Origin of the sequence: Billgrantia ethanolica (assembly GCF_021404305.1) — a bacterium.
Classification (GTDB): domain Bacteria; phylum Pseudomonadota; class Gammaproteobacteria; order Pseudomonadales; family Halomonadaceae; genus Halomonas; species Halomonas ethanolica.
On record NZ_JABFTX010000002.1, the window covers coordinates 388,115 to 408,757 of the forward strand.

The window sequence follows — 20,643 nt, forward strand, 5'->3', positions numbered from 1 at the left end:
GGGACGTCAGCGTAATCTGCGAGCCGGCGCGAACTAAAGTCGCAAGGGATTGCGTTGAGGAGACGGCTCGCTTAATACGGCGGTATCAAGTAAAGATAGCAAAGAGAAATAAAAATAGACTCGGACGCAGGCATGCCCCTCCCGCTTCAGGACAAGCCACCCGAACTTAAGGTCGGGCTGGATCTCTCTCATCGCCGCCAGTTGGCTCATGAGCAGGTGCGTCTGCTCTATGAGCGTTTGTGGCAGCCGTTATTGACCAGTGTACTGGCGGCGTGCCTGCTGGTGGCGGCCATGTGGCCGGTCATGCCGCACGGCCAGCTGCTCGGCTGGCTGGCGGCGATGACGCTCGTCTCCGGCGGACGCTTGTGGCTGGCCTGGCGGTATCACCGCCAGCCGGAGGAGGAACGCCGTCGACGGCGTTGGCTCTACCGCTTTGCCTGGGGTGCCACCCTCGCCGGCCTGCTGTGGGGTGCGGCCGGCCTGATAATGTTCACCATGGAGCATCACGGCCAGTTGGCGGCGCTTGCCATCGTGTTGACGGGTATTGCAGCAGGAGGAGTCACCACGCTCTCCTCGGTGGCGTGGATTGCACCGGCATACGTGCTGGTCGTCCTGGTGCCTCTGTTGGGCCAGCTGCTGGCGCATGGAGGTTCTCTGGCGCTATTGCTCTCGGCCATGGTCGTTCTGCTCCTTGGCCTGGTGCTGGTGACCAGCCGCCGGTTGCATCGCAATATCACCGACAACATCTCCCTGCGCCTGGTCGTCACTTCCCGCGAACAGCAGCTGCGTGTCAGCGAGGCGCGCTATCGCGCCATCTTTCGCCATACGCCTCTTGGCGTCATGCACTTTGACCGCGACGGTCGGGTGGTCGACTGTAACGAGATGTGCCTCGACATCCTAGGGACAAGTCGAACGCGTCTGCTGGGCATGAACCTGCTGACCCAGCTCGAGGATGGACGAGTGACCAGGGCGATACGCGATGCCCTGGAGAGCGGGACCGGGTACTTCGAGGGTACCTATCGCAACATGTTCAGCAGCAAGCAGACACCGCTGCGGGCCTTCTACAGTGCGCTGCGTAACGAATCGGACGAGGTGGTGGGCGGCGTCGGCATCATCGAGGATTTCACCGAACGCAAGCTGGCGGAAGAGACCATTCATCGCCAGGCTTACTTCGACCCTCTGACCGAGCTCCCCAATCGTCGCCTGCTGATCGAGACACTGGCCTCGACCATTCGCGATCGTCGCGACGATGGACGCGTGGGGCTGGTGATGTTTCTCGACCTGGATCGCTTCAAGATCATCAACGATACGCTGGGCCATGCGGTGGGCGACGAACTGCTGCGCCAGGTCAGCAAGCGCCTGCTGCTGAGCCTCGATAACGACGCCATGGCGGCGAGGCTCAGCGGCGATGAGTTCGTCGTGCTGATGCCGGCCCTGAGTACCGATCGCGATGCCGAACTCGGGCGAGCCGAGCACCGGGCCGAGCGCCTACTGTCGACCCTTCGCCGCACCTACGACCTGGGGGGACAGCGGATCAGCGTGACGCCCAGTATCGGCTACACCCTCTTTCCGTTGGGGGATGAAGACGTCGGCGATGTTCTGCGCCATGCCGACACCGCCATGTATCAGGCCAAGCTCAAGGGGCGTGCCCAGATCTGCGGCTATGAGCCCTCCATGCAGACGCAGCTCAGCTGGCGCCTGGAGATGGAACAGGCACTGCGTCGTGCGCTGGCCGAGGACCGCCTGAGTATCGCTATCCAGCCTCAGCTCGATGAGCACGAGCGGGTCATCGGCGGGGAGGCGCTAATGCGCTGGCAGCACCCTCGGCACGGTTGGGTCTCGCCTGAGGTATTCATTGCCATCGCCGAGGAGAGCGATCTGATCGTCGAGCTGGAGACCTGGATGCTGGATCGCTGCTGCAAGCTGTTGGCACGCCTGCCGGTGGAGTCTCTCCCGCGCCTGTCGGTCAACATCAGCGTGCGCCACTTCAGCCAGCCCGGCTTCGTCGAGGGAGTCACCTGGGTAACCGGCACCCACGGTATCGATCCGTCCCGTTTGGTGGTCGAGCTGACCGAGAGCATCATGATCGATGGCTTGGAGGACGCCGTCGAGCGCATGCAGGCGCTCAAGCGGCTGGGCGTGCATCTGGCGCTGGACGACTTCGGGACCGGTTTCTCGTCGCTCTCCTACCTGAAGTCGCTGCCGCTGGATGAACTCAAGATCGACCGCAGCTTCGTCAGCAACCTAGATACCGATGGCAGCGATGCCGCCATCGTGGAAACGGTATTGGCCATGGCCCAGCACCTGGGCATCGACGTGGTGGCGGAAGGGGTAGAGAATCGGGCGCAGCAGGAGTACCTGCTGGCACGGGGCTGCCGGCTCTTCCAGGGCTACCATTTCCACCGCCCCATGAGCGTCGAAGCGTTCGAAGCGCTGCTTACCGGCAGTGAAGTCGAGACCGAGGTCGGCGAGGGCTAGGCTCTGAATGGCCGGCTCAGCCCAGCGCGCCGCTGGCCCAGAGCAACAGTGCGATCAGGGCGAAATGTCCCGGATACCAGGTCAGCCACAGCCGACGGGGCATGGCCAGGGGCACGCCGGGTGTCAGGCGGTGGGCGCCGGCGGCCAGCCACAGCACGGCGAGGCAGGTGGCCACGGTAAACGACTTGGCCATGTCGGAACTGTTCATCAGGCCTGCCACGATCAGCACGGGAGCCGCCAGCGATACCGCCTGCAGGCGTTCGACCAAGCTTTCTCCGGCACCGTGCAGGTGATGCATGGCGAGCATGAACAAGGGGATCAGCAGCAGGCCGCGGTGGCCGTATTCGACCCAGTCACCGAGCAGGTACCAGATGACCAGACTGGCGGCTATTGCCGTCCCCAGCCAGATGCTGCCCAGGCTGCCGCTGCGGTGGCGTTCGAGGAGATCGCGCAGCCAGGCGCCCCAGGCCAGCCCCAGCGCCAGGGTGAAGCAGACATTGAGAATGAAGGCGTCCGAGGCCCGCGGCATCATCATGTAGGGCAGCTGGGCGGCGATGCCGATGATCAGGATGCGCCGTGCGTAGCGCAGCGGGTTGCGGGTATTGAACAGACCATGCCAGGCGACCATGGCGGCGAACAGCGGGAAGGCGATACGGCCGATCGAAGAGCCGGCCCAGCCGAGTTCCCAGGCGCTGGGGAAGACATAGCGGGTCAGGTGATCGACGGTCATGGTGGCGAGAGCCAGCCACTGCCCCCAGCCTGTCCAGGTGGATACGGGGCGATCCGGCGCCGCGCCGGAAGCGGCCTGTACGGTCATCCTGACCTCCTTGTCGATGATGAGTGAGTCGATGGTGAATAAGTCGGTGATGAAGAAACGGTAAAGATAACAATCCCCTGTGACCGAGTCGCACCGGTAGAGTTCCACTGGAAACAGGGCAGTGCACGGAGAATCACGGCAATGCGCAGCGGCTTCGGTTTCGATCTTCGCAGCATGGAGATCTTCGTCGAGACCCTGGAGCAGGGCAGCCAGAGTGCGGCGGCTCGGCGGCTGGGGCTCAAGCAGTCCTCGGTGTCGCAGAGTCTGGCCAATCTGGAGGAGAGCATGGGCGTGTCGCTGTTCAAGCGCCACACCCGCCCCCTCGAGCCGACTAGCGCAGGGCGCTTCTTCTACGACCGCGCCAAGCGCCTGCTCGACGAGGCGCGCAGCACGCGGCGCGAACTGGTCAGCGGTGGCTTCGGTCAGCTGCATCAGGTGCGTCTGGCGCTGGTCGATTCGCTGGCCACCGCCGTGGGCCAGCCCCTGATCGAGCTGATCCGGCGCTACACCCGCGACTATACCCTGACCACGGGGCTGTCGCACATGCACGGCCACTCCCTGCTCACGCGTCACGTGGATATCATCATTTCCGATGACCGCCTGGAGAACTACGACGGCCTGGAGCGCCACGCCCTGCTGCGCGAGCCCTTCGTGCTGGTGGTGCCGCTCAGTTGGAACGGTCCGCTGGACAACCTGCGCTGGCTGGCCCGCCACCTGGATTTCGTGCGCTACACGCCACAGTCGCTGATCGGTCAGGCCATCGAGCGTCATCTGCGCCTGAACCAACTGGAACTGCCGGCCCGGCTGCATCTCGACAACACCTTCGCCGTGCTGCGCCTGGTCAGTGCCGGCGCCGGCTGGACCATCACCACGCCGCTATGCCTCTATCAGGCCGGACTCGACAGCCTGCAGGTCACCGTGGCGCCGCTGCCGCTGGCAGCGCTGACCCGGGAGCTGACCCTGGTGGCGCGGCGCGACGAACTGGGTGAGCTGCCGGCGCTGCTGGCCCGAGACAGCCGTCGTTTGCTGGAACAGCGCTTTCGCGCCCAGTTGGAGCGGGTGCTGCCGTGGCTGGCGGCCGAGGTATCCGTCCAGCCCTGAGACTTCCTAGGGTTTTCTCACCCTCTAGCTGCGCTTTTCCGTCACTCTCTTGCGCCGAGCGAGTGCATCGGGCGTTGCGCACGCCGCCTGACGGGGCACTATCGATTTTGCCCATAGTGCCGTCGTCCCGATTGCCGATGCTCTTTGCGCCGTTGCGTTACATGCGCAAAGACTGCATCGAGACGGGATGAAACCAGGATCGGTGCCGGACGATGCCAAGAACAATAATCCTCTACGTGCGCTGGGTGGATGCGTTCAACCGGGTGGTGGGACGCATCGTCATGTTCATGATCTTCGTGATGATCGGCGTGCTGCTCTACGCCTCAGTGGCACGTACCGCCTTCAACAGCCCGCTGATCTGGAGCATCGAGGTCTCGCAGTTCCTGATGTCCTCCTACTACCTGCTGGGCGGCGCTTACGCCATGCAGATGGGCTCCCACGTGCGCATGGACCTGTTCTACTCGCGCTGGTCCGACCGCACCCGAGCCTGGGTCGATGCCTTCACCATCCTGCTGCTGATCGTATTCCTCGCCGCGCTGCTGTTCGGGGGTATCTCCAGTACCGAATACGCCCTGCGCTACGGCGAGAAGAGCTATAGCGCCTGGGCCCCGCGGCTGGCGCCGATCAAGATCGTGATGACCTTCGGCGTGTTCCTCATGCTGCTGCAGAGCTTCTCGACGCTGTTCAAGGATATCGCCCGTGCGCGCGGCGTTCCCCTGGAGCGAACGCATGGTGTCGTGGATAAGGGGGCGGGCGAATGAGCTACCAGATGATCGCCCTGCTGATGTTCTCCACCATGATGCTGCTGCTGCTCACCGGGCAGCGGGTGTTCGGCGTGATCGGTTTCGTCGGCGCCACCGCGGCGCTGTTGCTGTGGGGCCAGGGTGGGGTGGAGATGCCGTTCAGCGCCGCCATTCAGCTGATGAACTGGTACCCGCTGCTGACCCTGCCGCTGTTCATCTACATGGGCTACATGCTCTCAGAATCGGGTATCGCCGGCGAACTCTACGAGATGTTCCACGTCTGGATGGGCTCGCTCAAGGGCGGCCTGGCGGTGGGCACCATCGGCCTGATGGTGGTGGTCTCGGCGATGAACGGGCTGAGCGTGGCGGGCATGGCCATCGGCGCCACCATCGCACTGCCGGAGCTGCTGCGTCGCGGCTACGACAAGGTGATGGTCACCGGGGTGATCCAGGCCGGCAGCTCGCTCGGCATCCTGGTGCCGCCCAGCGTGGTGCTGGTGCTCTACGGCATGATCGCGCGCCAGCCGGTCAGCCAGCTGTGGCTGGCCGGGGCCATCCCAGGACTGATCCTGGCCGGCCTGTTCGTGCTCTATATCGTCATTCGCTGCCGCCTGCAGCCGCACCTCGGCCCGGCACTGCCCGCCGAGGAACGCCAGATGAGCCTGGCCGAAAAGCTCAAGCTGCTACGCGCCGGCCTGCTGCCACTGATGATCTTCTTCTTCATGACCGGGCTGTTCCTGATGGGGGTGACCAGCCTGGTGGAGAGCTCAGCGGTGGGGGCCCTGGCCGCGACCCTGGCGGCGCTGTTCAAGCGACGCCTGACCTGGAAGGTGATCGAGAGCACCGTGCACAAGACGCTCGGCATCAGCTGCATGTTCATGTGGATCATCCTGGCGGCGCTCTGTTTCGGCGCGGTGTTCGACGGCCTCGGCGCAGTGCGCGCCATCGAGAACGTGTTCCTCGACCGCATCGGCATGAGCCCGTGGCAGATTCTCGTGATGATGCAGCTCTCCTACATCCTGCTCGGCATGTTCCTCGACGACACCGCCATGCTGGTGATCGTGGCACCCCTCTACGTGCCGCTGGTGATCAGCCTGGGCTTCGACCCGATCTGGTACGGCGTGCTCTACACCATCACCGTGCAGATCGCCTACATGACCCCGCCGTTCGGCTACAACCTGTTTCTCATGCGCGCCATGGCGCCGCCGGAGGTGTCGCTGGGCGATATCTACCGCAGCGTCTGGCCCTTCGTCGGCATCATGCTGATCGGGCTGGCGCTGATCACCATCTTCCCGCAGCTGGCGCTGTGGCTGCCGCATCTTTATCGCGGCTACTGACCCAGGAGGTGACCCCGGTACGACCCACGAGCAGCGCGTTTCTTCCGACAACAAGCAAAAGAAGCAGGAGAAGAGCAATGACCAACCGTCGCGATTTCCTCAAGAAGGCGGGCCTGGCCACCGCCGCCACCGTGGGGGCCACGACCCTTGCGGCGCCCTACGTGCATGCCCAGCGCCGACCGATCCGCTGGCGCCTGCAGACCTACGCCGGGCCGGCGCTGGCCGCCCACGTCATCAAGCCCTCCATCGACGCCTTCAACAAGGCCGCCAACGGCGAGATGGAGATCGAGCTCTACTACGCCGACCAGCTGGTACCCACCGGCGAGCTGTTCCGCGCCATGCAGCGCGGCACCATCGACGCCGTGCAGAGCGACGACGACTCGATCAACGCCCCGGTGGACGTCTCGGTGTTCGGCGGCTACTTCCCCTTCGCCTCGCGCTACAGCCTGGACGTGCCGGCGCTGTTCCACCACTACGGGCTCAAGGAGATCTGGGAGGAGGCCTACGGCGAGATCGATGGCGTCACCTGGCTCGGCTCCGGCGCCTGGGACCCGTGCAACTTCGTCACCCGCGACCCGATCAGGAGCCTCGAGGACCTGCGCGGCAAGCGCGTGTTCACCTTCCCTACCGCGGGGCGCTTCCTCAGCCGCTTCGGCGTGGTGCCGGTGACTCTGCCGTGGGAGGACATCGAGGTCGCCATGCAGACCCGCGAACTCGACGGCATCGCCTGGGCCGGCATCACCGAGGCCTACACCGTGGGCTGGGCCGACGTCAGCAACTACTACCTGACCAACAACATCTCCGGCGCCTGGGCCGGCTCCTACTTCGCCAATACCGACCGCTGGAACGAGGTGCCCGAACACCTGCAGGTGCTGTTCAAGCTGTGCATGGACAGCTCCCACTACTATCGCCAGCACTGGTACTGGTGGGGCGAGGCCCACTACCGCACCACCGGCGGCAAGCTGGAGCTGACCTCGATACCGGAGTCGGAGTGGCAGCAGCTGGAGGACGAGGCGCTGGCCTTCTGGGACGAGATCGCCGCCGAGAGCGAGCGCAGCGCCCGGGTGGTGCAGATCCTCAAGGACTATCGTCAGACCATGCAGCAGGCGGGCCCACCTTACCGCTATGGTTGAGGGTAAGGGGCGGGCGCCCTGGTGCCCGCCCTAGCTGAAGTGCCGAAGCAACGAGCGATAACGACAACGACAAGAGGCGTGAGGAAGCCAAGATGAGCCGACTCCAGGCAAGAGACGTAAGAAACGCCGACGACGCCCGGCGTATCGTCGAGCAGCGCGGGCTGAGTCACGTCAAGGTGGGCATGTTCGACATCGACGGCGTGATGGTCGGCAAGTACATGCGCCGCGACAAGTTCTTCCACGCCCTGAGCGAGGGCTTCGCCTTCTGCGATGTGGTGCTGGGCTGGGACAGCAAGGACGAACTCTACGACAACGTGAAGTTCACCGGCTGGCATACCGGCTATCCGGATGCCGCGCTGCGGCTGATTCCGGAGAGCTGCCGCGAGCTGCCCTGCGAGGGCGACATGCTGCTGTTCCTGGCCGAGTTCACCGGCCCGGCCGGGGAGATCTGCCCGCGCGGGCTGCTGCGCCGCGTTCTGGCCAAGGCCGAGGCGATGGGCTTCACCGCCTGCGGGGCGCTGGAGTACGAGTTCTTCCTGTTCCAGGAAACCCCGGAGTCGGTGCGCGAGAAAGGCTTTCGCAACCTCAAGCCCTTCACGCCGGACATGATGGGCTACTCGATGCTGCGAAGCTCGGTGCACGGCGAGCTCTACCACGAGCTGCTGGCCATGGCCGAGTCGATGGACTTCCCCATCGAGGGGCTACACACCGAGACCGGCCCCGGCGTGCTGGAGGCGGCGATCCGCGTCGACGAAGCGCTGGCCGCCGGCGACAAGGGCGCGCTGTTCAAGACCTTCACCAAGGTGTGGGCGCAGCGCCGCGGGCTGATGGCCACCTTCATGGCCAAGTGGTCGCCGGACTACCCCGGCCAGAGCGGCCATATCCACCTCTCGCTGAATCGTGCCGACAGCGGCGAGTCGGCCTTCTTCGATGTCGACAAGCCTCACGGCATGAGCGACATCCAGCGTCACTTCGTCGCCGGCCAGCAACAGCTGATGCCGGAGTTCCTGGCCATGTTCGCCCCCACGGTGAACAGCTACACCCGCCTGATTCCCGGCTTCTGGGCGCCCACCGATGCCACCTGGGGGGTGGAGAATCGCACCACCGCGCTGCGGGTGATTCCCGGCAGCGCCAAGTCGCAGCGGGTCGAGTACCGCCTGGGCAGCGCCGACGCCAACCCCTACCTGGCGCTGGCCGCGGCGATCGGCTCGGGTCTCTACGGCATCGAGCACCAGCTCGAGCCCGACGAGATGGTGACCGGCAATGCCTACGAGCTGGCCCACCCCGAGCACCAGGCACTGGCACGCACGCTGTGGGAGGCCGCCCAGCGGTTGAAAGCTTCCGACGCGGCGCGCAGCCTGTTCGGCGACGCCTTCGTCGAGCACTTCGCGGCCACCCGGGAATGGGAGGAGCGCCAGTTCCGCAGGCACATCACCGATTGGGAGCTCGATCGCTACTTCGAGATTATTTGATCCGCACTGGCTGCGCGATCCGCAGGCTGTGTTGGAGCGAAAACTCGCGATGCTCATTGACTACAGTCAACTCCGCTCGCTCCTTTTCGCTCCGCCTTGCCTGCGAACCGCTCGCTCAGCGCTCACCTTGTACTTGAGGCAATGAATTAGCAGGAGAACGCCAAGTGGCCATACAGAAAACGATTTCTCCGGTCGACGGCTCCGTCTACGTCGAGCGGGAGCTGGCCGACCCGGCGCGGGTCGAGGCGGCGCTGGAAAGGGCGGTGACGGCGCAGCGAACCTGGCGCGAGACGAGCCTGGCCGAGCGCGCGCGGCTGTGTTCGAGGATGGTCGATGCCTTCGTCGCCCGGCGCGACGAGCTGGCACTGGAGCTGACCTGGCAGATGGGCCGTCCGATCGCCGTGGCCGGCGGCGAGATCGGCGGCTTCGAAGACCGGGCGCGCACCATGATCGCCATGGCCGAGGCGGCCCTGGCGCCGATTCGCCTGGCCGACAAGCCGGGTTTCACCCGCTACATCACCCGCGAACCGCTGGGCGTATCGTTCATCGTCGCCCCCTGGAACTTCCCTTTCATGACCGCGGTAAACGCCGTGGTGCCGGCGATCATGGCCGGCAATGCGGTGATCCTCAAGCACTCCGCCCAGACTCCGCTGTGCGCCGAGCGCTTCCAGCAGGCCTTCGACGAGGTCGGGCTGCCCGAGGGCGTGTTTCAGCACCTGCACCTTTCCCACGATGCCGCCGAGGCCGTGGTACGCGACGCCCGTATCGCCCACGTCTCCTTCACCGGCTCGGTGGCCGGCGGGGCGATGGTCGAGCGCAACGCCGCCGGGCGCTTCATCGCCACTGGCCTGGAGCTGGGCGGCAAGGACCCGGCCTACATCCGTGCCGACGTCAATCTGGACGAGGCGGTGCCCGGGGTGATGGATGGCGCCTTCTTCAACTCGGGCCAGAGCTGCTGCGGCATCGAGCGCATCTACGTTCACGAGTCGATCTTCGACGACTTCGTCGAGCGCGCGGTAGCCTGGGTGCGCCAGCTCAAGCTCGGCAATCCCACCGACCCCGCGACCACCTTGGGGCCGCTGGTGCGCCCGTCGGCGGCGGACTTCGTGCGCGGCCAGATCGAGGAGGCGGTGGCCGCCGGCGCCAGGGCCTGGATCGACCCCGGCGACTATCCGTTGTCGCGGCCGGGCAGCGCCTACCTGGCGCCGCAGGTGCTGACCGAGGTCGATCATTCGATGCGGGTGATGCACGAGGAGAGCTTCGGCCCGGTGGTCGGCATCATGCCGGTGGCGGACGACGACGAGGCCGTGCGGCTGATGAACGACAGCGACTTCGGCCTCACCGCGGCGGTCTATACCCGCGACCTGGCGACAGGCGAGGCCATCGCTCGGCGCCTGGAAGCTGGCACCGTGTTTACCAATCGCTGCGATTATCTCGATCCGGAGCTGGCCTGGACCGGTGTCAAGCAGTCGGGGCGCGGCTGTTCGCTGTCCCGTGTCGGCTACGAGACGCTGACCCGCCCCAAGTCGTTCCACCTCAAACACGCCTGAGCCGGCCCAGGAGAGCGCCATGAGCTACGACATGAATCATTACACCATGGGCTGGAACTACCCCTCGAACATCCTGACCGGAGCGGGGCGGATTCGCGACCTGCCTGAAGCCTGCAAGGCTCTGGGCATGGGCGCGCCGCTGCTGGTCACCGACCCCGGCCTGGCGGCGCTGCCGATGGTGCAGGCCTGCGTGCAGGCGTGCCAGGATGCCGGCCTGCGCACCGCCGTGTTCAGCCAGATCAAGGGCAACCCCACCGGGCGCAACGTGCTCGACGGCATCGCCGCCTTCCGCGGCGGCAGCCACGACGGCGTGATCGCCTTCGGCGGCGGCTCAGGGCTCGATGCTGCCAAGGCGGTGGCGCTGATGGCCAATCAGCGCGAGGGGCTGTCGCTGTGGTCGCTGGAAGACATCGGCGACAACTGGAAGAACGCCGACGCCCGGGCCATTGCCCCCGTCGTCGCCGTGCCCACTACTGCCGGCACCGGCTCCGAGGTGGGGCGCGCCTCGGTGATCACCGACGAGGCGGAGCACGTCAAGCGCATCATCTTCCACCCCGGCATGGTACCGGCCACGGTGATCCTCGACCCCGAGCTCACTGTGGGGCTGCCGCCGACGGTCACCGCCGCTACCGGCATGGATGCGCTGTCGCACTGCATGGAGGCGTGGTGCTCGCCGCTCTACCACCCCATGGCCGAGGGCATCGCGGTGGAGGGCATGCGTCGTATCGACCTCTACCTGCAGCGCGCCTACAGCGACGGCGCGGACCTCGAAGCGCGCATGAACATGCTGGTCGCCTCGAGCATGGGCGCCACCGCCTTCCAGCGCGGCCTGGGCGCCATGCACGCCCTGGCGCACCCGCTCGGCGCGCTCTACGACGCTCACCATGGCACCTTGAACGCGGTGCTGATGCCCTACGTGCTGCGCGCCAACGAGCGTGCCATCGGCGAGCCCATGGTGCGCCTGGGGCGCTATCTCAACCTAGATCAGCCGGGTACGGCGGCGGTGATCGAGTGGGTGCTCGGCCTGCGCGAGCGGCTCGGCATTCCGCACAGCCTGGCGGAGCTCGGCATCGATACTCGTCAGGCCGACAAGGTCGGGCGCATGGCGGTGGCGGACCCCTCGTCGGGTACCAACCCGGTCGCCTTCGATGCCGACGAGTATCGCGGCATCTTCGTTGCCGCCGTGGAGGGCCGCCTGTAGGCTGCGTCCTGAACGCCTGCGGGCGAAGCCCAGGAGATTCGTCTGGCAGTGCGCGGCCGCAGGCCGGGACGCCAGGGACGGTGACATGACAGGAGAGTGATCGATGCGTATCGGGCTACTGCAGTGCGATGACGTGGCGCCGGAGCTGCGCGAGGCCCACGGCAACTATCCGGAGATGTTCGCGGCCCTGTTCCAACGGGTCGACCCGACGCTCGAATTTCGCGTCTGGCGCTGCCTGGACGGCGAGATCCCCGACGACATCGACGCCGTCGATGCCTGGATGACCACCGGTTCCAAGCATGGCGTCAACGACGGGCTGGCCTGGGTCGACCAGCTGTGCGACTTCGTGCGCGAGCTGTGGCGGGCCGGCAAGCCGCTGGTGGGCATCTGCTTCGGCCATCAGCTGATGGCCAAGGCGCTGGGCGGCGAGGTGGTCAAGAGCGAGCGCGGTTGGGGCGTGGGCATGTCGTTCAACCGTGTCACGGCACGGGCGGCATGGATGGAGCCGTGGCAGCCGGGCATCGATCTGCTGGTCAGCCACCAGGACCAGGTCGAGGTCCTGCCCCCCGAGGCCACCATCGTGGGCGGCAGCGACTTCTGCCCCCACTACCTGATGCAGATCGGCGAGCACTTCCTCGGCGTGCAGGGCCATCCGGAATTCACCAAGGCCTACTCCCGCGACCTGATGGCGCTGCGTCGGGAACTGGTGGGCGACGAGCGGGTGAGCGAGGGAGAAACGTCATTGGCCGCCCCGGTCGACGACACCCTGATGGCGCGCTGGATTCTCAATTTCCTGCGGCGTGCGATAGCGGCACGCGCTTGAGTTCGAGGCCCCGATTCAGCGGAAACGACCGGCGCCGCAGGCGGTCAACCAGCCGGGCGCTTCGCCCGCCAGGCTCTCGGCCAGCAGGCGTCCGGTGGTGGCGGCCAGGGTCAACCCCAGGTGCCCGTGGCCGAAGGCATAGCTCACGCCGGGCAGGGCCGACGCGGGGCCGATCACCGGCAGCGAGTCGGGCAGCGAGGGGCGCAGGCCCAGCCAGGTGTGGCTCGGCTCGCCGAGAGAGCCGAACAGGCTCTCGGCGTGACGGCGAATGTAGTCGAGCCGCCGGGGATTGATCGGGTCGTCGTTGTGACCCAGCTCTACGGTGCCGGCGATACGCAGTCGACCCTGCATCGGCGTGAAGTAGAAGGCGTACTCCCCGGGGCTGCAGGGGCGACTGACCAGCTCGCTGGCGGCGGGAAACTCCAGGTGATAGCCACGCTCGGAGATCAGTGGAATGCGGTCGCCGCAGGCCAGCGCCAGCGGTCGCGACCAGGTGCCCGCGGCGATCAGCACCTTTTCAGCCTGCCAGGCCCCCTGGTCGGTAGCGATACGCACGCCGCCCTTGTTGCGGGCAAGCCCCTGGACCCTGGCAGGCACCAGCGCGGCGCCGCGGCCTTGCACGCGCTCGGCCAGCCGCCGGGCCAGCGTAAGCGGGTCGTTGACGTGGCAGGCCTCGGGAAACAGGATGCCGCCCTGGGCCAGGCCTTCGAGGGCCGGTTCCAGCTCCGCCAGTGCCTTGGCGTCGAGGCGTTGCTGATTGACGTCGAAGCGCTCGCGCTCGGCGAGCTCGGCCTGGGCCTCGCGCCAGCCCCTGGCGCTGAGATAGAAGCACAGGCTGCCACGCTGCTGCACGAGGCTGCCGCTCTCTTCCAGGTCATCGAGGATGTGGCGCCAGTCGTCGACCGCCGGTGACAGCAATTCGCTCAGAGTCTGGGTCGCCTGGGCGGCACTGCGACGATTGGCGCGCCGCATGAAGCGCCACAGCCACGGGGCGAGCCCGGGCAGGTGCTGCCAGCGCAGGTGGAAGGGCGAGTGCGGCGACAGCAGCAGCCCCGGCGCCTGCCGCCAGATGGCGGGCTGGGCCAAGGGCTCGATGGCGTAGTTGGCCAGCACGCCGGCGTTGCCCGAGGAGGCGGCAGAGCCCGGCGGCTCGGGGTCCAGCAGGGTGACCTCGAAGCCTCGCCGCTGCAGGTGCCAGGCGCAGGCCAGGCCGACGATACCGGCGCCGACGACCAGCACCTCGGCGTGTTGTGGTGTCTCCCTCATGGCAGCCCTTACTGCACCCTGTTTTCCACGAAGGCCCTATCATGCCCGAGATCGCACCGCGGCTTTTCAACGCCTGGCCGCCTGCCATGGCGCAGCAGGCGCAGGCCGTTGGCCACCACGATCAGGCTGGCGCCCATGTCGGCGAACACCGCCATCCACAGGGTGGCGTGGCCGGTGAAGGCGAGCGCCATGAACACCGCCTTGAGGCCAAGGGCGATGGCGATGTTCTGCATCAGCACCCGGCGCGTACCACGCGAGAGGCGCAGGAAATCGGCCAGGCGGCGCGGGTCGTCGTCCATCAGCGCCACGTCGGCGGTCTCGATGGCGGCGTCGCTGCCCAGCGCGCCCATGGCGAAGCCGATGTCGGCGCGGGCCAGCGCTGGGGCGTCGTTGATGCCGTCGCCCACCATGCCCACCGGACCGTGCTGAGCACGCGCCTCGATCATCGCCAGCTTGTCCTCCGGCAGCAGGGCACCGTGGGCCTCGTCGATGCCGGCCTGGGCCGCCACCGCGGCCACGCTGGCCGGGGTATCGCCGCTGAGCATCAGCGTGGTCACGCCCAGCCGGTGCAGCGCCTCGATGGCCTCGCGGCTCTCTTCGCGCAGCGGGTCGCCGACGGCGAACAGCGCCAGCGGGCGAGCCTCTTCCCCCAGGATCACCAGCGTCTCGCCGCGCGCCTCGTGCTCGGCCAGGTGGGCGTCGAGGGTCGCGTCCAACGGTGCGAACTGCTGCATCAGCCGCCGGTTGCCGAGCCACAGCGTGCGACCGGCATGACTTGCCACCACGCCGCGGCCGGGCAGCTCGCGCACCTCGCTCACTTCCAGTGGGTCGACGCCATTGGCCTCGGCAGCGCGCGCCAGCGCTGCCGACACCGGGTGCGACGAGCGCCCGGCGAGCCCCGCCGCCAGGGCGCGCAGGCGCTCGCGGCCGGCCGCGTCCAGCGTGCTGTCGAGGGGATGCCAGGTCCGCTGCGAGGGGCGCCCCTGGGTCAGGGTACCGGTCTTGTCGAAGGCGAGGGTGACCAGGCGATGGCCCTGTTCGAGCACGTTGCCGCCCTTGATCAGAATGCCCGCACGGGCGGCGGCGGCCAGCCCGCTGACCACGGTGACCGGGGTGGAGATCACCAGCGCACAGGGGCAGGCGATCACCAGCAGTACCAGGGCGCGGTAGATGCCCTCCAGCCAGCTGACGCCGAACAGCCATGGCCAGGTGAGCCCTACCAGCAGGGCGATGCCGAATACCACCGGCGTGTAGACGGCGGCGAAGCGGTCGATGAAGCGCTGGGTGGGCGCGCGACTGGCCTGGGCCTGCTCCACGGTATGGATGATGCGTGCCAGGGTGGTGTCGCTTGCCGCTCGGGTGGTGCGGTAGAGGAATTCGCTGCCCTGGTTGACGCTGCCGGCGAACACGGCCGCGCCGGGGGCCTTGTCCACCGGCAGGCTCTCGCCGGTGATGGGCGATTCGTCCAGCGCCGGATGGCCCTCGGCCACGCTGCCGTCCAGCGCCAGGCGCTCGCCTGCCCGCACCCGCACCAGGCTGCCGATGGCGACTTCGCTGGCCGGCATGCTGCGAAAGGCGCCATCGGCCTGGCGCACGCTGGCGCTTTCCGGCGCCAGCGAGAGCAGCTCGCGGATGGCGTTGCGCGCGCGACCCAGCGAACGCGCCTCGATGCGCTCGGCCAGGGTGAACAGCACCAGCACCATGGCCGCCTCGGCCCATTGGCCGATCAGCAGCGCGCCGGTCACCGCCACGCTCATCAGCGCATTGATGTTCAGCGTGCGGTGGCGCAGGGCGATGAAGCCCTTCTTCCAGGTCGGCAGGCCGACCAGGGCGATGGCCGTCAGCGCCAGCGCGGCGGCCAGCCACGGCTCGGCCAGTGCCAGCCAGTCGCTGGCTTCGGCGGCCAGTGCCAGCAGTGCGGCGGCGCCCAGCTTCCACCAGTTCTCCGTACTGCTCGCCGCGGGGGTACGCTGGGCCGGATCGTGGCGCCGTGCGCTCATGCCGGTGGAGGCGATGCGGCGCTCGATCGCCTCCTCCACCGCGTTGCGGTGGTGCACCGTCAGCACGCGGTTGACCAGATCGAAGTCGAGCCGCTCGATGCCTGGCGTGTCGCCCAGCGCCCGGCGCAGCAGCGCCTCTTCGGTGGGGCAGTCCATCGCCTCGATATGCAGGCGCAGCGACTGCGTGCCGGGCGGCAGCCGGTCGCGCTTCCGTGCGGCGGGCGCGGCAGGCGCGGTGCAGCTCGAGCAGCAGGTGCGTTCGGTCATGGCAGGACTCCGTGTCATCGTATAGGCTGATGAGACACCCTGTAGCCACTATAGAGTCAAGCTGGAAACGCGCTATAAATGGCTGCGCAAGCGAATCGCTGCGTTACGCGCTGCTCGTAATCCTCACCTATACCGCATAGGCTCCGGTTACTGCGCTGCGGGCGCCTTGCGCTTCATCTTGCTCGCCAATTTCTAGAGCGTTCCCCAAGTCCATGCGAGGCCCCACATGAAAATCGGTGAGCTGGCCACCCGCACCGGCTGCGCGGTGGAAACCATCCGCTACTACGAGCGCGAGGGGCTGCTGCCCGAGCCTGCCCGCTCCAGCGGCAACTATCGCCTCTATGCGGAGCCCCATGCCGAGCGGCTGCGCTTCATCCGTCACTGCCGCACGCTGGACATGACGCTGGAGGAGATCCGTACCCTGCTCGATTATCACGACCGGCCGCGTCAGCCCTGCAACGTGGTGAACGGCTTGATCGACGACCACCTGGCCCACGTCGAGGCGCGTATCGAGCAGCTTCAGGCATTGCGCCAGGCCCTCGTCACCCTGCGCTCGCGCTGCAACGGCGAGACCGACTCCAGCCACTGCGGTATTCTCCAGGAACTGGCCCAGCCGGTGGCGGAACGGCTCGTGGAGCCGCGGGAGCCAAGCCACGTGCCGGGTCCTCACAAGGGCCATTGATCGAGAGACACCGATGTCGAACAGGGACGTTCCTGCCTATTACTCTCAATGGGTTTCCAGTGAGCGTATTCCCGATCTGCTCGCCGGACGCCTGCACGCCGCCGACGATCCCCGCTGGGTCGAGTCCGGTGCACCCAGCGCCGAGGCGTACGCGCGCTGGGCCTCGCATATCTGCGGCATGGCCTGCACCAAGATGCTGCTCGAGGAGTTGCGCGGCGAGCGGGCGACCCTGTTCGAGCTGCTCGAAAGGTGCCGGGAAGTCGGCGGCTATGTGGTTTCGGAGGCCGGTATCAAGGGCCTCTACTATCGGCCTCTGGTGCAACTGCTGAGGGAGCGTCACGCGCTAGAGGCCGACATCGTGGAGCACGTCGAGGCCGTGCGGATTGCCGAATGGTTGGACGAGGGGCATCGCGTCATCGCCTCGGTGCACCCTTCGATTCGCACGCCCGAGCAGGACCCGCCGCAGCGGGGCGGGCATCTGGTTTATCTCTTCGGGCGCGACGAGAGCGGGCGCCTGCGCTTTCACAACCCTTCCGGGCTGCCCGGAGCGAATCAGGCGGACGCCCGCCTCGCGCCTTCGGTGTTCGAGCGCTTCTTCGCCGGGCGCGGCATCCTGATACGGCGCGGCTAGCCGCGTCGATACACCTGTCGGCCCAAGGCCCATACCTCGTCGATGGCCCATTCACCATCGCTCAGTACCAGCAGATCGGCGTCACGGCCGGGCTCGAGGCGCCCCTTGGCGGTGAGCTTGAGGGCGTCGGCGGCGTGGGTGCTGGCGGTGCCGATGGCATGTTCCAGCGGGACGCCGTGCTTCTCGATGCACTCGCCGACGACTTCGAACAGGCTGGCGAGGCGGCCGGGTTCGAGCCCGACGAAGCGGCGTTCGGCGTCGAAGCGCGGCAGCGAGGCATTGGCATCGGAGGAGAGCGTGATGCGTGACGGCTCGACGCGGGCCTCCAGAGCGCGGGCCACGGCCTCGGCGGCGGGCACTTCGCCACCGGCCAGCAGCTCCGCGGTGGTGCTGGTGGTGAAGTCGATGCGGCCGCCCTCACGGGCGAAGCGCAGGCCGTCCTCGAACAGCGCCGGGGTGCGGTTGATGTGGGTGGGCAGGAACTGCGCGAGCGGAATGGCGCTGCCCCGGGCTGCCTCGCGCAGCGGCTCCAGATGGGTGGGGGCATCGCCGGTATGGATGAAGACGATGCCCGACTTGCCCGCCAGCATGCCGGCGGTGCGGGCTTCGGAGGCCAGGCGCGCCAGCTCGAAGGCGGTGGGCTGTGAGCCGCGGTGATCGCTGATCGCCACTTCGCCCACGCCGATGAATTCGGGAATGAACAGGATGTCGCTGCCTACCGAGCCGGTCAGCGTTACCGGCGGCAACTGATAGGAGCCGGTATAGCAGTAGGTGGTGAGACCGCCGGCGGCCAGCTCGCGGGCCTTGCCCAGCAGGTTGGCCGGCGTGCGGGTCAGGGCGTCGGTGCCCAGCGCGCCGATCAGGGTGGTGACTCCCGAGGCCAGAGCGTCGTCGAGGGTCAGCTCGGCGGTGCGCGTACCGAAGCCGCCCTCGCCGCCGCCGCCGATGAAATGCACCAGCGGGTCGACCAGACCGGGGATGACCCGGCGACCCTTGAGGTCGATCTCATCGATGGCGGGGCCGGCAGCGGGCAGGGGCTGGTCGGCCGGCACCACGGCGGCGATGCGGGTGTCGGCGATCAGCAGATGGCACAGCCCCAGGTGGCGTGGCGCATGCAGCTGGGCATTCTTCAGCAGGGTCAGCATTCCGGCTCCTCGTGAAGGCGAACGCCGGCTGCTGCCGGCGTTCGCGGAGAATGACGCTATGGGTTACAGCTTGATGTCGTAGTTGAAGTAGCGCTCCATGATCTCATCATAGGTGCCGTCTTCCTTGAGCGCGGCCAGCGCCTCGTTGAAGCGCTCGGCCAAGGCCTCGTCGCGCTGACGGAAGGCCACGCCCACGCCCTTGCCGAAGATGTGCTCGGGCTCCTTGATGAAGCCGCTGATGCGCTTGAAATGGCTACCCGAGGTGTCGATACCCATGGTGTTTTCGGCCACCGGGTAGTCCATGAAGGTGAGATCGAGACGGCCGGCGCGCATGTCGGTCACGACGTCGTCGGCGCTGGTGTAGCGACGGATCTCCACCAGGTCGCCGTAGAGCTCGCTGACGTAGTTGTCCTGCAGCGTGGCGCGTTGTACACCGACCACCAGCCCCGCGAGGCTGTCGCGATCCTCGATGTCGATGTCGCGGTCACGCGTGGTGATCCAGGCGCTCGGGGTGGTGTAGTAGGGCTCGGAGAACAGCACGCGCTCGGCACGCTCCTCGGTGATCGCCATGGACGACATGATGGCATCGTAGTTGCGGGCCATGAGCCCGGGGATGATGCCGTCCCAATCCTGCTCCACCCAGGTGCAGGTGACCTCCAGGTACTCGCATACGGCGTTGCCCAGCTCGATCTCGAAGCCGGTCAGTTCACCGTCCGGCTGACGGTACATGAAGGGCTCGTAGGGAATGTCGACACCCAGACGGATTTCGGAATAGTCGCGGGCCTGAGCGGTACCAGCGGTCAGGCCGGCCGCCAGAGTGGCAGCCAGAATCATGTTGAGAGCACGCATGAGACTTCCTCCTGGGAAGGTGTTGTTTTTCACGAGTTTCAATTGCCGAAGTCGGCAGGATCGTCGCGCTTCAGGCGCGACAAGGCACACGAGCGTTGCCGTTCAGGCAAGGACGTGTCGATGGCACGGGCGTGCCGATGCGACCGGGAAGGCCGCGGGAAGGGGGCTTATTCGTCGAACCACTCGCTGAGGTAGAAGCTGTCGAAGAAACAGCAGTAGACCTCAGAGATGGTTTGTGGGAAGCGATCGATCATGGGACGGTGTCCGATGAGGCGTTGCGTGACTTGCAGTTCGACTTTCCGCAAAGGTGGTGCGCTTGTCAAGCCCACCCGGCCACAGGCCGGGTGGGCAAGATGCCGATTTACTCTTCGCCGAAATAGCGCTGGTAGATCTCGTCGTAGGTGCCGTCTTCCTTCAGCGTGGCCAGGGCCTCGTTGAAGCGCTGGGCCAGAGCCTCGTCACGCGGACGGAAGGCGATGCCGAAGCCTTCGCCGAAGTACTCTTCCGGCTCGGTGACCATCTCGCCTACCACCTCGAACTCACCGCTGTGATTGTCGAGCAGGGTGGCCTGGCCGACGATGAACTCCAGGAAGACGAGGTCCAGACGCTGGGCCTGAAGGTCGAGCACCATGTCGTCGGCGGTGGAGTAGCGGCTGACGTTGGCTACGCGGCCGTAGTTGTCGGTGACGTAGCTGTCGAAAGTGGTACCGCGCTGCACGCCAATGCTCTTGCCGGCCAGGGTCTCTTCGTTGATCTCTTCGACATCGCTACCGGCCGGGGCGAACCAGGCACCGGGGATGGTGATGTAGGGATCGGAGAAGAGCAGGGTCTGGCGGCGTTCGTCGTTGATGGTCATCGAGGACATGATGGCGTCGTAGTTGCGCGCCAGCAGGCCGGGGATGATGCCGTCCCACTCCTGCTCGATCCACTCGCAGGTGATGCCCATCTCGGCACACAGGGCGTTGCCCAGGTCGATGTCGAAGCCGGTCAGCTCACCGTCCGGCGTGCGGTATTCCATCGGCTCGTAGGGAACGTCGACGCCGAAGCGCACGTGATCGTAATCGCGGGCCTGGGCGGTACCGGCTGCGAGGGCCACGCCCAGCAGGGATACTGTCAGCAGTTTTTTCATGTTTCGTTTCCCTTTGTTT

The 20,643-nt window shown here is 66.8% G+C and carries 17 protein-coding genes; 11 read left to right on the forward strand and 6 right to left on the reverse strand.

From position 1 onward, the window contains the following. Positions 1-132: 132 nt before the first annotated feature. Positions 133-2,478: a putative bifunctional diguanylate cyclase/phosphodiesterase gene (locus HOP53_RS10625; RefSeq protein WP_234270014.1), complete on the forward strand. Its 2,346-nt coding sequence runs from the start codon at positions 133-135 to the stop codon at positions 2,476-2,478. 16 nt (positions 2,479-2,494) lie between these two features. Here the strand turns inward: HOP53_RS10625 and HOP53_RS10630 are convergent, their stop codons facing one another. Next, entirely contained in the window at positions 2,495-3,295 is an 801-nt protein-coding gene (locus HOP53_RS10630) for a TraX family protein (protein WP_234270015.1), read from the reverse strand. A 141-nt stretch (positions 3,296-3,436) separates the two neighbouring features. Here HOP53_RS10630 and HOP53_RS10635 point away from each other — a divergent pair, with 141 nt between their 5' ends. From HOP53_RS10635 to HOP53_RS10670, 8 genes are all read left to right on the forward strand, one after another. Then, positions 3,437-4,396, forward strand: coding sequence for a LysR family transcriptional regulator (locus tag HOP53_RS10635; protein WP_234270016.1), 960 nt, complete (start codon positions 3,437-3,439; stop codon positions 4,394-4,396). Between the two features lie 212 nt (positions 4,397-4,608). Continuing rightward, positions 4,609-5,157 (forward strand): TRAP transporter small permease subunit, encoded by a 549-nt coding sequence (locus tag HOP53_RS10640; protein ID WP_234270017.1) that lies wholly within the window; start codon positions 4,609-4,611, stop codon positions 5,155-5,157. Next, complete coding sequence (locus tag HOP53_RS10645) at positions 5,154-6,476, forward strand: TRAP transporter large permease (RefSeq protein ID WP_234270018.1); 1,323 nt, start codon at positions 5,154-5,156, stop codon at positions 6,474-6,476. The genes HOP53_RS10640 and HOP53_RS10645 overlap by 4 nt, the downstream gene beginning before the upstream one ends. 77 nt (positions 6,477-6,553) lie before the next feature. Next, positions 6,554-7,609, forward strand: coding sequence for a TRAP transporter substrate-binding protein (locus HOP53_RS10650; RefSeq protein WP_103968584.1), 1,056 nt, complete (start codon positions 6,554-6,556; stop codon positions 7,607-7,609). 92 nt (positions 7,610-7,701) lie between these two features. Beyond that, the gene (locus HOP53_RS10655; RefSeq protein ID WP_234270019.1) at positions 7,702-9,081 is read left to right on the forward strand and encodes a glutamine synthetase family protein; all 1,380 of its coding nucleotides are present in this window, start codon (positions 7,702-7,704) and stop codon (positions 9,079-9,081) included. A 164-nt stretch (positions 9,082-9,245) separates the two neighbouring features. Then, on the forward strand, positions 9,246-10,631 hold the full coding sequence (locus tag HOP53_RS10660) for an aldehyde dehydrogenase family protein (protein ID WP_234270020.1): 1,386 nt from the start codon (positions 9,246-9,248) through the stop codon (positions 10,629-10,631). A 19-nt stretch (positions 10,632-10,650) separates the two neighbouring features. Beyond that, entirely contained in the window at positions 10,651-11,832 is a 1,182-nt protein-coding gene (locus HOP53_RS10665; RefSeq protein ID WP_234270021.1) for an iron-containing alcohol dehydrogenase, read from the forward strand. Positions 11,833-11,935: 103 nt separating this feature from the next. Beyond that, positions 11,936-12,655, forward strand: a complete 720-nt coding sequence (locus tag HOP53_RS10670) for a glutamine amidotransferase-related protein (protein ID WP_234270022.1) — start codon at positions 11,936-11,938, stop codon at positions 12,653-12,655. 15 nt (positions 12,656-12,670) lie between these two features. Here the strand turns inward: HOP53_RS10670 and HOP53_RS10675 are convergent, their stop codons facing one another. Together HOP53_RS10675 and HOP53_RS10680 are read right to left on the reverse strand one after the other, a co-directional pair. Then, positions 12,671-13,921, reverse strand: coding sequence for an NAD(P)/FAD-dependent oxidoreductase (locus HOP53_RS10675; RefSeq protein WP_234270023.1), 1,251 nt, complete (start codon positions 13,919-13,921; stop codon positions 12,671-12,673). Positions 13,922-13,929: 8 nt separating this feature from the next. Then, entirely contained in the window at positions 13,930-16,188 is a 2,259-nt protein-coding gene (locus HOP53_RS10680) for a heavy metal translocating P-type ATPase (RefSeq protein ID WP_234270024.1), read from the reverse strand. A 226-nt stretch (positions 16,189-16,414) separates the two neighbouring features. Here HOP53_RS10680 and cadR point away from each other — a divergent pair, with 226 nt between their 5' ends. Continuing rightward, a complete protein-coding gene (gene cadR / locus HOP53_RS10685) occupies positions 16,415-16,870 on the forward strand; it encodes a Cd(II)/Pb(II)-responsive transcriptional regulator (RefSeq protein WP_234270025.1) in 456 nt (151 codons plus the stop codon). Positions 16,871-16,883: 13 nt separating this feature from the next. Beyond that, on the forward strand, positions 16,884-17,501 hold the full coding sequence (locus tag HOP53_RS10690) for a C39 family peptidase (protein WP_234270026.1): 618 nt from the start codon (positions 16,884-16,886) through the stop codon (positions 17,499-17,501). On the opposite strand, the gene iadA is transcribed toward HOP53_RS10690, so the two are convergent. The 3 genes from iadA to HOP53_RS10705 form a co-directional block, all read right to left on the reverse strand. Further along, positions 17,498-18,646, reverse strand: coding sequence for a beta-aspartyl-peptidase (gene iadA, locus HOP53_RS10695; protein WP_234270027.1), 1,149 nt, complete (start codon positions 18,644-18,646; stop codon positions 17,498-17,500). The two genes, HOP53_RS10690 and iadA, sit on opposite strands and share 4 nt — an antisense overlap. Positions 18,647-18,709: 63 nt before the next feature. After that, positions 18,710-19,495, reverse strand: coding sequence for a transporter substrate-binding domain-containing protein (locus HOP53_RS10700; protein ID WP_086508344.1), 786 nt, complete (start codon positions 19,493-19,495; stop codon positions 18,710-18,712). 361 nt (positions 19,496-19,856) lie between these two features. Continuing rightward, positions 19,857-20,624, reverse strand: coding sequence for a transporter substrate-binding domain-containing protein (locus HOP53_RS10705; RefSeq protein ID WP_086508345.1), 768 nt, complete (start codon positions 20,622-20,624; stop codon positions 19,857-19,859). Positions 20,625-20,643: the final 19 nt, after the last annotated feature.

Bases quoted from the DNA above. Each gene is read 5' to 3' on its own strand.
- HOP53_RS10645 (WP_234270018.1), top strand. From the start codon at position 5,154: ATGAGCTACCAGATGATCGCCCTGCTGATGTTCTCCACCATGATGCTG.
- iadA (WP_234270027.1), bottom strand. From the start codon at position 18,646: ATGCTGACCCTGCTGAAGAATGCCCAGCTGCATGCGCCACGCCACCTG.
- HOP53_RS10670 (WP_234270022.1), top strand. From the start codon at position 11,936: ATGCGTATCGGGCTACTGCAGTGCGATGACGTGGCGCCGGAGCTGCGC.
- HOP53_RS10690 (WP_234270026.1), top strand. From the start codon at position 16,884: ATGTCGAACAGGGACGTTCCTGCCTATTACTCTCAATGGGTTTCCAGT.
- HOP53_RS10655 (WP_234270019.1), top strand. From the start codon at position 7,702: ATGAGCCGACTCCAGGCAAGAGACGTAAGAAACGCCGACGACGCCCGG.
- cadR (WP_234270025.1), top strand. From the start codon at position 16,415: ATGAAAATCGGTGAGCTGGCCACCCGCACCGGCTGCGCGGTGGAAACC.
- HOP53_RS10625 (WP_234270014.1), top strand. From the start codon at position 133: ATGCCCCTCCCGCTTCAGGACAAGCCACCCGAACTTAAGGTCGGGCTG.
- HOP53_RS10630 (WP_234270015.1), bottom strand. From the start codon at position 3,295: ATGACCGTACAGGCCGCTTCCGGCGCGGCGCCGGATCGCCCCGTATCC.
- HOP53_RS10675 (WP_234270023.1), bottom strand. From the start codon at position 13,921: ATGAGGGAGACACCACAACACGCCGAGGTGCTGGTCGTCGGCGCCGGT.
- HOP53_RS10665 (WP_234270021.1), top strand. From the start codon at position 10,651: ATGAGCTACGACATGAATCATTACACCATGGGCTGGAACTACCCCTCG.
- HOP53_RS10650 (WP_103968584.1), top strand. From the start codon at position 6,554: ATGACCAACCGTCGCGATTTCCTCAAGAAGGCGGGCCTGGCCACCGCC.
- HOP53_RS10700 (WP_086508344.1), bottom strand. From the start codon at position 19,495: ATGCGTGCTCTCAACATGATTCTGGCTGCCACTCTGGCGGCCGGCCTG.
- HOP53_RS10635 (WP_234270016.1), top strand. From the start codon at position 3,437: ATGCGCAGCGGCTTCGGTTTCGATCTTCGCAGCATGGAGATCTTCGTC.
- HOP53_RS10705 (WP_086508345.1), bottom strand. From the start codon at position 20,624: ATGAAAAAACTGCTGACAGTATCCCTGCTGGGCGTGGCCCTCGCAGCC.
- HOP53_RS10680 (WP_234270024.1), bottom strand. From the start codon at position 16,188: ATGACCGAACGCACCTGCTGCTCGAGCTGCACCGCGCCTGCCGCGCCC.
- HOP53_RS10640 (WP_234270017.1), top strand. From the start codon at position 4,609: ATGCCAAGAACAATAATCCTCTACGTGCGCTGGGTGGATGCGTTCAAC.